This is a genomic window from Methylobacterium sp. 1030 (assembly GCF_040544715.1).
Lineage (GTDB): Bacteria > Pseudomonadota > Alphaproteobacteria > Rhizobiales > Beijerinckiaceae > Methylobacterium.
In genome coordinates, this window is the sequence record NZ_JBEPKM010000044.1 from 1 (window position 1) to 11,742 (window position 11,742).

12 protein-coding genes and 3 pseudogenes are annotated in these 11,742 nt (G+C 67.2%); 10 read left to right on the plus strand and 5 right to left on the minus strand.

Features of this window, described 5'->3' with window-relative positions; translation table 11 throughout:
- Positions 1 to 318 precede the first annotated feature (318 nt).
- Positions 319 to 1,692, minus strand: coding sequence for a transposase (locus ABIC30_RS31115; protein ID WP_354456771.1), 1,374 nt, complete (start codon positions 1,690 to 1,692; stop codon positions 319 to 321).
- Positions 1,693 to 1,833: 141 nt separating this feature from the next.
- Positions 1,834 to 2,343, minus strand: a complete 510-nt coding sequence (locus ABIC30_RS31120) for a DUF6428 family protein (RefSeq protein ID WP_354456772.1) — start codon at positions 2,341 to 2,343, stop codon at positions 1,834 to 1,836.
- A 39-nt stretch (positions 2,344 to 2,382) separates the two neighbouring features.
- On the opposite strand from ABIC30_RS31120, the gene ABIC30_RS31125 reads away from it, so the two are divergent.
- The 6 genes from ABIC30_RS31125 (at position 2,383) to ABIC30_RS31150 (ending at position 6,999) form a co-directional block, all read left to right on the plus strand.
- Positions 2,383 to 2,745, plus strand: coding sequence for an ArsR/SmtB family transcription factor (locus ABIC30_RS31125; protein WP_354456773.1), 363 nt, complete (start codon positions 2,383 to 2,385; stop codon positions 2,743 to 2,745).
- Positions 2,738 to 3,175, plus strand: a complete 438-nt coding sequence (arsC, locus tag ABIC30_RS31130) for an arsenate reductase (glutaredoxin) (RefSeq protein ID WP_354456774.1) — start codon at positions 2,738 to 2,740, stop codon at positions 3,173 to 3,175. Before ABIC30_RS31125 ends, arsC begins: the two co-directional genes overlap by 8 nt.
- A 9-nt stretch (positions 3,176 to 3,184) precedes the next feature.
- On the plus strand, positions 3,185 to 4,249 hold the full coding sequence (arsB, locus tag ABIC30_RS31135) for an ACR3 family arsenite efflux transporter (RefSeq protein WP_354456775.1): 1,065 nt from the start codon (positions 3,185 to 3,187) through the stop codon (positions 4,247 to 4,249).
- Positions 4,250 to 4,387: 138 nt separating this feature from the next.
- Positions 4,388 to 5,335: a hypothetical protein gene (locus ABIC30_RS31140; RefSeq protein WP_354456776.1), complete on the plus strand. Its 948-nt coding sequence runs from the start codon at positions 4,388 to 4,390 to the stop codon at positions 5,333 to 5,335.
- Positions 5,332 to 6,159 (plus strand): hypothetical protein, encoded by an 828-nt coding sequence (locus tag ABIC30_RS31145; protein ID WP_354456777.1) that lies wholly within the window; start codon positions 5,332 to 5,334, stop codon positions 6,157 to 6,159. The genes ABIC30_RS31140 and ABIC30_RS31145 overlap by 4 nt, the downstream gene beginning before the upstream one ends.
- Positions 6,160 to 6,330: 171 nt before the next feature.
- Positions 6,331 to 6,999 (plus strand): hypothetical protein, encoded by a 669-nt coding sequence (locus ABIC30_RS31150; protein ID WP_354456778.1) that lies wholly within the window; start codon positions 6,331 to 6,333, stop codon positions 6,997 to 6,999.
- An 8-nt stretch (positions 7,000 to 7,007) separates the two neighbouring features.
- On the opposite strand, the gene ABIC30_RS31155 is transcribed toward ABIC30_RS31150, so the two are convergent.
- Positions 7,008 to 7,205 carry a lysozyme inhibitor LprI family protein gene (locus tag ABIC30_RS31155; protein WP_354456779.1) on the minus strand — a complete coding sequence of 66 codons (198 nt, stop codon included), beginning with the start codon at positions 7,203 to 7,205 and terminating at the stop codon, positions 7,008 to 7,010.
- Between the two features lie 89 nt (positions 7,206 to 7,294).
- On the opposite strand from ABIC30_RS31155, the pseudogene ABIC30_RS31160 reads away from it, so the two are divergent.
- Positions 7,295 to 7,585, plus strand: a pseudogene (locus tag ABIC30_RS31160) (transposase); the annotation flags it as partial.
- Positions 7,586 to 7,858: 273 nt separating this feature from the next.
- Here ABIC30_RS31160 and ABIC30_RS31165 read toward each other — a convergent pair.
- On the minus strand, positions 7,859 to 8,878 hold the full coding sequence (locus ABIC30_RS31165; RefSeq protein WP_354456781.1) for an IS110 family RNA-guided transposase: 1,020 nt from the start codon (positions 8,876 to 8,878) through the stop codon (positions 7,859 to 7,861).
- A 91-nt stretch (positions 8,879 to 8,969) separates the two neighbouring features.
- Between ABIC30_RS31165 and ABIC30_RS31170 the strand changes: the two are divergent.
- From ABIC30_RS31170 to ABIC30_RS31180, 3 genes and pseudogenes are all read left to right on the plus strand, one after another.
- Positions 8,970 to 9,860: pseudogene (locus ABIC30_RS31170) on the plus strand (IS3 family transposase); the annotation flags it as partial.
- Between the two features lie 78 nt (positions 9,861 to 9,938).
- Positions 9,939 to 10,388, plus strand: a complete 450-nt coding sequence (locus ABIC30_RS31910) for a hypothetical protein (protein WP_502915891.1) — start codon at positions 9,939 to 9,941, stop codon at positions 10,386 to 10,388.
- A gap of 206 nt (positions 10,389 to 10,594) precedes the next feature.
- Entirely contained in the window at positions 10,595 to 10,951 is a 357-nt protein-coding gene (locus ABIC30_RS31180) for a hypothetical protein (RefSeq protein WP_354456780.1), read from the plus strand.
- Positions 10,952 to 10,963: 12 nt separating this feature from the next.
- On the opposite strand, the pseudogene ABIC30_RS31185 reads toward ABIC30_RS31180, so the two are convergent.
- Positions 10,964 to 11,742: pseudogene (locus ABIC30_RS31185) on the minus strand (IS630 family transposase); the annotation flags it as partial.

Here is an 11,742-nt window from a genome sequence, read left to right on the forward strand (position 1 = left end):
GCGGATCACGCCGCCCGCACCGAAGGGCAAGCGGGCGACACGATCCGCCCGAGGGGCAGGGCCGAGCCCCGCTAACGTCTTGAGAAGATTGGCGCGCCAGTCCGAACAAAAATGCGAACACTTATGTCATTGAGGTGGCCCGATAATTTTTGAGGCCCCGCTGCTACGTAGCTCGGCATTATCAGCGGATGATCTTATCCAACTGCAACGCATCCTCACAAACCGGACGTTCCGCTATGCGCCGATTTCGTTGAAAAACTCGCTGTCGGCCTGGATCGAGGTTTTATGGGGGCTTGGCTGAGGGCCTCCCCCAGCCGATCAGGCTAGGCTCGGCTGCCCCAGCGGGATCAGCTTGGCCAGCTTCCGTAGGTTCTGGGCGACGGCCGCGAGGTGGAATTCGTCTCGGGCTCCATCCGGCCCCCGCAACCGAAGCCGATCCAGCTTCAGGATCCGCTTGAGGTGGGCAAACAGCATCTCGACCTTCTTGCGCTCCCGCCGCGAGGTACGGCCCGCCTCCGAGGCGCAGATGTCGCGCGCCATCTGCCGGGCACCCTCGTGGATCGAGCGTGGGATCTTGCGGGCGGATGCGTTGGGGCAGCATCGTGGCTTCAGCGCGCAGGCATCGCAGTCGTGCTTGCTCGCGCGGTAGCGCAGCATCCCGTCTGCGTCGACGAGCGGAGGCGGTGACCTGTAGACCTTCTGACGTTGCCGCAGCTGCTTGCCGGCCGGGCAGGTGTAGGCGTCAGCGTCAGGGTCGTAGGTGAAGGCTGATCGGCTGAAGGTGCCGTCGCGGCGCTCAGACTTGTCGAGGACGGGGATGTGCGGCTCGATGCCTTGCTCGTGGACGAGCCAGCCCAGCATCGCGGCCGATCCGTAACCGCTGTCGCCGGCGAGCCGTGCCGGGTAGAGGTCGAAGCGCTCGCGCGAGCGCACGATCATGCGCTTGACGGCTGTGACCTCGGCCTGCCGGATCGCGGTGGTCGGCTCGACGTCCACGATGACCGCGTGGTCGAGGTCGATCAGGTAGTTGGCCGCGTAGGCGAAGTAGGCCAGCCCACCGTCCGCCCCCGTCCAGCGCGCGGTCGGGTCGGCGGGGGAGACGAGCTTGGGCACGACCGGCGTCGCAGCCCCGAACGCGGCGTCGTCGAGCACAGCCAGGTACTCCCGGGCGGCGCGGCTGACGCTCTCGGGTGGCAGGCCGTTCGTACCCTCGACACCCTTCTGCCGGTTGGCATCGGCCTTGATCAGGCTGGCGTCGACCGCGAAGCCCTCGCCGCCCACGAGCCCCTCGGCGATGCAGCGGGCGAGCACGGTCTCGAACAGGCGTCGCAGTAGGTCGCTGTCGCGGAAGCGGCCATGACGGTTCTTGGAGAAGGTCGAATGGTCCGGCACCCGGCCGTCGAGCCCGAGCCGGCAGAACCAGCGATAAGCGAGGTTGAGGTGGACCTCGTCGCACAAGCGGCGCTCGAAGCGGATGCTGAAGCAGTAGCCGATGAGCAGCATGCGGATCATCAACTCAGGGTCAACCGAGGGCCGGCCCGTCGAGCTGTAGAACGACTGCAGATGCGCGCGCAGGCCCGACAGGTCAACGAAGCGGTCGATGGCGCGCAGCAGATGGTCGGCGGGGACGTGGGTATCGAGCGAGAACTCGTAGAACAGGGCGCCCTGCTCGACTTGCCGAGGTCCCATCATCTGCTTCGGTCTCCGCCTCTCGACAAGAGTGAATCACCTCACGACTGCCGCTGCAACACCGAGTTTTTCAACAGAATCCGCCCGACGCGGTCATTCAAGCTGTGCTGCCGCGAGGTCCGGATTAGAAGGTGAAGCGGCCGCTCAGCTGCAGCATGCCTTCGCCGTTCCCTTTGCCTCAAGCCAGCGATCCCGCGGCTTGCAACTCGCAGCGCGAGGGGCAAGCGCGACTTGAGCGACGCCGTCGATCAGCTCGGGGGTATCGGCGCAGCGGAGCTGCATCGGCGCCACGCCGTCGCTGACCTCGAAGGTGAGCCGCGCGGCAGGATCGAGCCCGACGTGGTCCGACACCTTGCGGATGATCGCCGCGAACTTGCCGGTCGTCATGTGGGTGCGGTCGCCGTCGATCACGTCCCAGAGCTGGATGAAGATCTCCGACCAGGACTCCGGGTTGCCGCCGCAGTCGAGGGCGGCGAACTGGCCGGCCTTCACCTCCGTGACATGGTAACCGGGACGCACGGCGTGACCGTCGTAGACGAACACGAGGGGGATCGACGGGTGCTCGTCGCACGCGGCGAGCAGGGCGCCGATCTGGATGTCGTCGGCGGTCCTGCGAGGCGGCACCGCCACAGCGATCTTGGCAACGTCCAGCATGTGCGCTACTCCTCATTCAAACAATTCTAGGATTGTCGAATGATGGACGAGCGTCAAGCACTGACTGCCTTCGCCGCTCTGGCCCAGGAGACCCGGCTGCAGATCGTGCGGCTGCTGGTCCAGGCCGGACCAGAAGGCATGGCCTCCGGAGTTCTGGGGAGCGAGCTGGGCGTGTCCGCCTCCACCGTGTCCTTCCACCTGAAGGAGCTGGACCACGCCGGTCTGATCCAGGCGCGGCGCGAGGGCCGGTCGATCATCTACAGCGCGGCCTACCCGGCGCTCTCGGGCCTCATCGCCTTCCTGATGCGCGACTGCTGCCAGGGGCGTCCGGAGGTCTGCACGCCGGCCGTCGCCTCGCTGTCGAGCTGCTGCAATTCCCTGACGGAGGCCGGTCATGCCTGAGACGTTCGACGTGGTGATCTACCACAACCCCGACTGCGGCACGTCCCGCAACACCTTGGCGATGATCCGCAACACCGGCATCGAGCCGCACGTCATCGAGTACCTGAAGACCCCGCCGAACCGGGCGCTGGTCAAGCAGCTCGTGGCCCGCGCCGGCCTCACGGTGCGGGAGGTGTTGCGGGAGAAGGGCACGCCCTACGCCGAGCTGGGCCTGGGCGATCCGGCGCTGACCGACGAGCAGCTGCTCGACGCGATCGAGGCGCATCCGATCCTGATGAACCGGCCGCTGGTGGTGAGCCCCAGGGGCGTGCGCCTGTGCCGGCCGTCGGAGGCCGTGCTGGATCTGCTGCCGGCGCAGCAGGGCGAGTTCGTGAAGGAGGATGGGGAGCGCGTGGTCGACGAGCACAGCCGCCGCGTCGCCACCGCCTGAGGAGCACCGATGTCGACGTTTGAACGCTATCTCACCGTCTGGGTCGCCCTCTGCATCGTGGCCGGCGTGGCTCTCGGGCACGTCCTGCCGGGCGTCTTCCAGGCGATCGGCTCGGCCGAGGTCGCCCAGGTGAACCTGCCGGTGGCGGTGCTGATCTGGCTCATGGTCATTCCCATGCTGCTCAAGATCGACTTCGCGGCGCTGGGTCAGGTCGGCCGGCATTGGCGCGGGATCGGCGTAACGCTCCTGGTGAACTGGGCGGTGAAGCCGTTCTCGATGGCGGTGCTGGGCTGGTTGTTCGTGGGCTGGCTCTTCAGGCCCTACCTGCCAGGGGACCAGATCGACAGCTACATCGCCGGCCTGATCATCCTGGCCGCAGCGCCCTGCACCGCGATGGTGTTCGTGTGGTCGAACCTGACGAAGGGCGAGCCGCATTTCACGCTGAGCCAGGTGGCGCTGAACGACACGATCATGGTGGTGGCCTTCGCCCCCATCGTCGGCCTGCTGCTCGGCCTCTCCGCGATCACCGTCCCGTGGAGCACGCTGGTGCTCTCGGTGGTGCTCTACATCGTCCTCCCGGTGATCGTGGCGCAGCTGGTGCGGCGCTCGCTTTTGGCCTCGGGCGGGCAAGCGGCACTCGATCGTCTGCTGAAGGCGCTCGGGCCGGTGTCGCTGGTGGCGCTTCTGGCCACGCTCGTCCTGCTGTTCGGCTTCCAGGGCGAGCAGATCATCGCGCAGCCGCTGGTGATCGCCCTGCTGGCCGTGCCGATCCTCATTCAGGTCTACTTCAACGCCGGGCTCGCCTACCTGCTGAACCGCATCGCGGGCGAGCAGCACTGCGTGGCCGGTCCCTCGGCGCTGATCGGCGCGTCGAACTTCTTCGAGCTGGCGGTGGCGGCGGCGATCAGCCTGTTCGGGTTCCACTCGGGCGCGGCGCTGGCGACCGTGGTCGGCGTGCTGATCGAGGTGCCGGTGATGCTGACCGTGGTCTGGATCGTGAACCGGAGCCAGGGCTGGTACGAGCGCGGCGCCACTCGGAATGCGGCGCTCAAGACCATCTCCCGTGAGGTCTGACGCGGGCGATCGGAGCCGCCTGACGATCATCAGCGCCCTGGGCGTGGTCGAGATGCAGTCCGCGGCGGGTATCTCCCGCCTGGCTTCGATCGGACGGATCCGGCGCAGGGTGCAGCGGGTATCGGCGGCGTGCTCTCCATGAAGCTCGACCAAGCCGGCGGCGACCTCGCGAAGGCCCTGCAGAATTACTACGGCAGCCGCGACCCCGGGGCGAACCAGGCCTATGCCGCCGACGTGCTCCGGCGGGCCGGCCAGATGGGCGATGCATCGACCTTGGGGCAGGTGCGGGAGGCGGATGCCAACGCCCGGGCGCTCCAGACCGCCAACGACAACCTGCGGCTCAACACCGAGCTCTATGGCCGGAATGGCCTCGCGCTTGAGGCGCAGACCACGGCCAACCGGATGCTATCCGATCAGCTCGCCCGGGGCGTCCCCCTGACGGACGCCCTGCGCGCCAGCGTCGACGCCTTTGCAACCGGCTCGGCGACGGCCGCCCAGAAGCTCAAGCTCGTTCAGTTCGGTGCGGATACCACCTTCGACCAGGAGCAGCTCGGCCGCGACCGCTACGACCAGTCCGCGTTCGCCCGCGCCCGGTCGACGGTGGGCGACACCACCTCCCCGGCGGCGCTGGCGGTGATCGATCAGTCTCGCCAGAACCAGTACCTCACGGATGACCGGTCGACCCTCACGGACGCGGCGACTGGGTTCGCCACCGCCCTCAGCCATGGCACGAACGCCGCGAGTGCCTTCAGCAGCGCTCTGAGCCGCATCGGGGACAAGCTGATCGGTGGGGTCTTGGACTCGCTCGTGGGCTCGGCCTTCAAGAGCGGTGGCCTTCTCAGCCTCTTCGGCTTCGCGGACGGCGGTATGATCACCGGTCCAGGCGGTCCCCGCGAGGATCGGGTGCTCGCCCGTCTGTCGCCCGGCGAGTACGTCGTGAATGCCGCCGCAACGTCCCGGCACTTCGACCTGATCCACGCCATCAACACCGGACGCCTGCCCGGCTACGCGCAAGGCGGTCTTTTCACCAGCCCCACGCCCGAGGTGGGCGAGGAAGGCGCCTATGACGTGAGGATCGCGGCATGACGGCGATAGCGATCATCACCGCCCCCGACAGGATGTGGATCGCCTCTGACGGGGCAGCCTACACCGAACCGGACGGCATCCTTCGCCACATCGCGCCCAAGGTGGTGCTATGCCCGGACTGGGACTGCGTGATCAGCAGCCGTGGGATGGGTCTCGCTGCCGAGGCCATGCGGATGCGCGGGTTGCGCCACAACGCCCGGGATTTCGATGAGCTGGTGGAGAACGCCTCAGAGCTCGCAGAGGTGGCTGAGGCGGATCTGAGCCTGTCGGCGCGGGGTGTAACGCATCATTTCACCCTGATCCTCAGTGGCTACAGCCGGTCCCGCCGGACCTTCGAGACCCACACCGTTCGTACCCGTCCCGGGCCCGGCTGGGATGCGGATGCCGGCCGAATCGTGGAACTGCCGCCCTTCGGTGTCTCCCGGCAACCGGCCCTGCTACTCCTGCCCGAGCCTGCGGAAGAGATCGCCGCACACTTCGGGCTGGAGCTGCCCCGCGGCCAGGCGAATTTCCAACTCACCAACCCAGAGATGTATGTCCAGCAGGCTGTCATGGCGTGCCGGTACTGCCCCAGCCGCCTGCCGGAGTCGCCAGAGGACGCCCCGGTGCACGGCTGCGTTGGCGGCTTCGTCCAGGTCACCCGCATGAGCGTGCACCTACCGCCCGCCCCGCCGGATCAGCAGCCCTCGGGCGAACCGCTCGTCATGATGGACACCGCGATCACTCACCGGCGGCCGGACATCATCGGCGAGCCGATCGATATGGAGCGGGGCAGCCTGCCACCTTGGGCACTCGCCCCGCGGCCGGACAGCATTGCGACCTGAGGGAGATCGATATGGCTGAGGCACTTGGGGTGGCGATCATCAGCGCCGAGACGGCTGCGGCGGTCAGCACTGCCACTGGACTCTCCGCCGCCGTCATCACCAGCGCCGCGGGTGGCGCCGCGCTGCTGGGAGCGGGCCACGGTCGCAACTTGATCAACCTGGGGAACAGGCATGACGTCGATCAACATCTCCCTGGACGCCGCGGCCGCGTACATCGTGAGCGACGGCCTCAGGTATGATGCGCACCGAGGCGGCGCCACCTGCTGCATCACGAAGGTCATAGCCCTTCCGCACCTCCGGGCAGCGGTTGCGACCCGAGGGAGCGCCTTGCTGCCTCAGATGATGTTCGGCGGCCTCAACGCGCTCCCATCCTTCGAGGCGTGCATCGCGGCGTTGCCGGTGCTGTTCGCCGACCTGATGAGCCGCCTGGCCACGGTGGAAGTGCCGCTGGGGCCTGAGCATGGCAGCTCAGAGGTGTTCCTCGTGGGCTGGCGGGAAGCAGGCCTGCGCCCCGAGTGCTGGTTCATCCATGCAGGCGGTCAGCCGGGCGAAGCGTTCAAGGCGATGCCAATGAACGGGGTCGCGCCGGCGATGGATGGGAGCAGCTCGCGTCTGCAAGCCCTGGCTGCATCAGCAGTCGATCCGTTCGACCCCGATCCTTGCTACTGGCCGGAGCGCGACGGGCCTGAACTGATCGAGGGCACTCGCAGCCTTTACGGCGAGACGATCGGCGGCTTCTGCCAGCTCACCACCGTCGCCCGGGACGAGATCAGCATGCGGATCCTGAAGCGTTGGCCGGAGCACGTCACGTTGCCTTTCAACACGGCGCCTGTCCCCTAATCGGAGCTTCAGCGGCGCAGTTCGTTGTAGCGGTTCACGAGGTGACGGATCTGGCAATTAGCTTGAGAGAGGTCCCCGCCATTGCCGCCGGTCCGGCCAACCTCCGCGGCGGCCTCATCACACACAACCTTCGTGTAGTTCTCCCAGGCAGCCTGCCCCTTCAACACCGCCCGTTTCTCTTCATTGGCGCGTTCGGATCCAGACATGCCTCCCATCGGCCCTTCAGCAGCAGTTGATCCTCCCTCGGCATCGCGGACACCTCTGATACGCTCATGCTGAGCGGGGAAGGTGTCGGATGACGAAGACGAGACGCGAGTTCACACCCGAGTTCAAACGCGAAGCGGTCGCCCTTCTGGAGAGCAGCGGCCGGCCGCAGATGCAGGTCGCGGCCGAGCTCGGGATCCAGCCCTCGATGCTGAGGCAGTGGCGTGCCTCGCTGAACGGGGCCCCACCCCGGCCGCGGCCGGCCGGATCGACGGGGAGTGCGCCACCAAGCCCGGTCGCCTCGCCGTCCGATCAGGCCGCCGAGATCGCCCGCCTGCGGCGTGAGCTCGACCGCACGCGCATGGAGCGCGACGTGCTAAAAAACGTATGGCCCGCCCCGTCTGCAAGGTGGTCGGTGAAGGTGCCTGTGTCCGGTCTGCACAAACGTATCCGGCATGTCGGCGCAGTGGCCGCCGCCAAGATGGAGAGCCGCACGCCCCGGGCCTCATAAGCACGTCGGCCTCGAAGAACCGCTTTTTTTGCCAGGCTTCCGGAACGCCGCTCGACCGTCAGGCCATCTTCACTGTCCTCCCGCAGACCTCATGGACCCGCGCCGGCCTCTCGTAGTCCAGTTAGGGTCGACGTTTGCGATGTCTCAGGCGTGAGCCGGCTCCGGCTGCCGCTCGAAGCTCACACCCTTCCGCAGCGTTGCCCAGGCGATCCGAGCGAGCTTGGCGGCGAGCGCGACGACCACGGCGTTGTAGTGCGCCCGCGCCAGCAGACCTCGCAGCCATTGGCCGGTCGCGTCCTCAGCCTTGGCCATCGAGGGCAGCGCCGCTCTCGCCCCGTGGATGAAGAGCCCGCGCAGGTAGGAGTTCCCCCGCTTGCTGATGCCGAGCAGCTTCGGCTTGCCGCCCGTCGTGTGCTGGCGTGGTACGAGGCCGAGCCAAGCCGCGAGATCGCGGGCACGCGTGAAGGTGCTGCCGTCATCGACGGCAGCACGCAGAGCCGTGGCCGTCATCGTTCCGATGCCCGGGATCGACACCAGACGGCGCGCCGCCTCGTCGGCACGAGCATGCTCGACGAACTCGCGATCGAGCGCCGCTATGCGGCGATCGAGGTCCGTCCACTCGTCGCGGACCTCTCCGATGAGGGATCGGATGCGCGGTCCGATCTGCGCCTCAGGGTCCTGCATCAGTGCTCCGATTGCCATCTCGAACTTGCGCCGGCCCTGCGGGAAGGTGAGACCACGCTCCAGCAGGATCGCGCGGAGCTGGTTCATGAGCATGGTGCGCATGCTGACCAGCCGCGACCGAACCCGATGCAGGCTCTGCATATCGAGCTGTTCCTGTTCCTTCAGGGGCACGAAGCGCATGGTGGGGCGTGTGGCTGCCTCTGCGATCGCCTCGGCATCACGATCGTCGTTCTTCTGCGCTTTGACGTAGGGCCGAACATACTCCGGCGACATCAGACGGACGGTGTGCCCCTGCGCTACGAGCAACTGGCCGAGATGATGGGCTCCGCAGCAGGCCTCCATCGCGACCACACAAGCCGGTAGCTTGGCCGTCAGTCCGACGACCGTCTCACGCCGCGCGCGGCGGCGCAGGACGACAACTCCAGCCGCATCGAAACCGACAAGGCTGCAGCTGTTCTTGCCGAGGTCGATACCCAGCACGGCGATCGAGCTCTTTGCCATTCCAGATCCCTCCACGTGTCCGTGGCAGGAGAATGCCACGATGGTTCAGTGAGGGGCGGGCCATCCCATAAGCCATCGGCATCTTCGCGGAGATGCCCAAGTGACCTTCGCCTTCATCGAGCAGCATGCGCGGACCTGGCCGGTGCGTCTCATGTGCCGCGTGCTCGGAGTCTCACCCAGCGGCTTCTACGGATGGCGGTCACGGCCTGTGAGCGCCAGCTCGGCCTCCACCCGCCAGCTCCTGGACGACGTCCGGCGCATCCATGCCGCCCATCACCGGCGCTACGGCTCCCCGCGCGTGCATGCCGCTCTGCGGGCCGAGGGCCGGTCTGTCAGCCGCGGACGGGTGGAGCGCCTCATGCGCCGGCACGGCATCCGTGCCCTGGCGGGGCGTCGGTTCCGGCCCTGTACGACCGACAGCCGTCACGATCTTCCGATCGCCCCAAACCTCCTGAAGCAGGACTTCTCGGCCGCGCGGCCAAACACGGTCTGGCTGGCCGACATCACCTACCTGCCGACCGGCGAGGGCTGGCTGTATCTGGCCGCCGTCCTCGATCTGGCCACGCGCAAGATCGTCGGTTGGTCGATGCGCGATCACATGCGCGCCGAGCTGAGCGTAGCGGCATTGATGATGGCCGCCCAGCGGCAGCGGCCGGCCGCCGGGCTCATCTGCCACTCGGATCGCGGCAGCCAGTACGCGGCCGAGGCTTACCGGAGACAGCTCGCCGGTATGGGGGCGAAGCCGTCGATGAGCCGCACGGCTTGCTGCTACGATAATGCCCCGATGGAGAGCTTCTTCCACACGCTCAAGGTCGAGCTGGTCCATCAGCGACGATGGGCGACCCGAGATGAAGCGCGGCGCGATCTGTTCGCCTACATCGAGGGCTACTACAATCGGCAACGCATCCACTCGGCACTCGGCTATCTCACGCCCGAGCAAGCCGAGAGGACCGCGAAATGATCTCCCTGTGTCCGCGACACCGAGGGAGGATCAGACCAGCCTCATGGACTCGCTCAGCTGCCTGCAATAGGCCGCGCCGTGGCCAAAGAACCCCCGACCGTTTCCGAGCTGCGCAAGGCCGCTGAGGTCACCGATCAGGAGATCGACGCCGCGGTCGACGCTGTGCTCGCGGACCTAGCGACCGAGGCCTACCCGCTCGCGAAGGGCTGGACGCTCGACCTCCTCGAGACCCTCCGCACCAACACCCGTGCGGCCGAGGCGCTCACCACCGACAAGCCGGTCTGGAAGCTCAACATGGTCCGGACCGCGATCCTGCTGGCGCACCCGATGAAAAGGATGAGCGAGGATGAACGCGACGGCTCTCGGATGGATGTCAGCGATCCTAGCAGTCGGAGTGGCCATCGGCTTCGAGGCCTTCAGGCTTGGCGCATGGGCAGGCCTAGGTCTGTACGGCTTGGCGCTGATCGTCCTCGTGAACCCGCGTTTCTGGTGGCCAACCCGGCAGCGAGCCGACCGAGGAAGCGGTGAGCAACGGGTCCGCACTCGCGCATGAACGCGCGGCGATCCAGCACATGATGCGGCGACTGGACGGGTTCGCGCGGGGCTCGGCCTCGACGAAGCGGCCACTCGGGAGATCGTCGTCCGGATCGCCGCTGACATGCCGAAGCGATCCGACGAGGATCTGTTGGAGACCGCCCGCAGATGCCTGCTGGCTGCTGCGTCGGCATAGCAGCATGAACGACGAGGCCGACCCGATCCTGGAGGCGGTCGAGGCGCTGCGAGTGGCCGGCGTTGCGGTGGCCCCGATCGGCGACGATCTCGAACGCTGGCAGATTGGCGCGTGCCTCGGAGACGTGCGAGCGATACACGCCCACGAGGATGCCATCGCCTATCTCGACATGCTGATCGCCACGAAGAAGCTGCAGGCGGCGCAGGATGAGGCCGCGCGGCGTTGCGGAGGGCGGCGGGCGGCGGGCGGCGGGCGCAGACTAGAACAATCTGCCCGACGCCGGCCCGGTCAGCGTCTTGCCGGCCCGGGTCGCGAGCTTCGAGAAGGTCAGCGTCAGAGAAGTAGCGATCACACGATCTAGAGCAGTTCCCGGTCAGGTAGCGACGGCCAAGTCGTCCTCGTAGCCGGCTGCGGCGAGGTAGTTGCGGCACTCCTGCGGAGTGAAGCGTGTGAAGGCCTGTCGGATCGCCGCCCAGAGATCCGGGATCGTGCGCGCAGCCGCGCTGCGTAGCAGAGCCTTCAGCTTCGCAAAGGCCTGTTCAATCGGGTTGAAATCAGGGCTGTAGGACGGAAGGTAGAGCAGCCGCGCTCCTGCAGCCTCGATCGCGTCCTGCACGCCGGCGACCTTGTGGGCTGGCAGGTTGTCCATGACGACGACGTCGCCTGGCTGCAGCACCGGGACCAAGGTCTCGGTGACGTAGCTGCAAAAGCGCCTGCCGTTCGTAGGACCGTCCAACAGCGCGGTGGCGCACAGCCCGCTCGTGCGCAGGGCGGCGGTGATGGTGGTGGTTTTGTAGTGGCCAAACGGGGCTGCGAGCCGGCAGCGCTCACCGCGCGGCGCCCAACCATAGCGCCGCGCCATGTTGGTGGCCGCTGCCGTCTCATCCAGGAACACCAGCCGATCCGGATCGAGCTCGGGCTGCGCCTCGAACCACGCCGCGCGCGCCGCCCTTACGTCGTCACGCTCCTGCTCAGCTGCATACGTCGCCCCTTTTTCCAGCTGATCCCGTGGCGGGCAAAGAAGCGCGACAGGCCGCTCGTGCTAGTCTGGACGCCCTTATCAAGCGACATCCGGAACTGACCCCTTCGCGTCATGAGGATCTGACCCCCATGCTCATTTCCCACGCCTAGACGGGTGTGGGTTGGGGGACC

Bases quoted from the DNA above. Each gene is read 5' to 3' on its own strand.
- arsB (WP_354456775.1), top strand. From the start codon at position 3,185: ATGTCGACGTTTGAACGCTATCTCACCGTCTGGGTCGCCCTCTGCATC.
- ABIC30_RS31115 (WP_354456771.1), bottom strand. From the start codon at position 1,692: ATGATGGGACCTCGGCAAGTCGAGCAGGGCGCCCTGTTCTACGAGTTC.
- ABIC30_RS31140 (WP_354456776.1), top strand. From the start codon at position 4,388: ATGAAGCTCGACCAAGCCGGCGGCGACCTCGCGAAGGCCCTGCAGAAT.
- ABIC30_RS31145 (WP_354456777.1), top strand. From the start codon at position 5,332: ATGACGGCGATAGCGATCATCACCGCCCCCGACAGGATGTGGATCGCC.
- ABIC30_RS31125 (WP_354456773.1), top strand. From the start codon at position 2,383: ATGATGGACGAGCGTCAAGCACTGACTGCCTTCGCCGCTCTGGCCCAG.
- ABIC30_RS31180 (WP_354456780.1), top strand. From the start codon at position 10,595: ATGAACGACGAGGCCGACCCGATCCTGGAGGCGGTCGAGGCGCTGCGA.
- arsC (WP_354456774.1), top strand. From the start codon at position 2,738: ATGCCTGAGACGTTCGACGTGGTGATCTACCACAACCCCGACTGCGGC.
- ABIC30_RS31155 (WP_354456779.1), bottom strand. From the start codon at position 7,205: ATGTCTGGATCCGAACGCGCCAATGAAGAGAAACGGGCGGTGTTGAAG.
- ABIC30_RS31120 (WP_354456772.1), bottom strand. From the start codon at position 2,343: ATGCTGGACGTTGCCAAGATCGCTGTGGCGGTGCCGCCTCGCAGGACC.
- ABIC30_RS31150 (WP_354456778.1), top strand. From the start codon at position 6,331: ATGACGTCGATCAACATCTCCCTGGACGCCGCGGCCGCGTACATCGTG.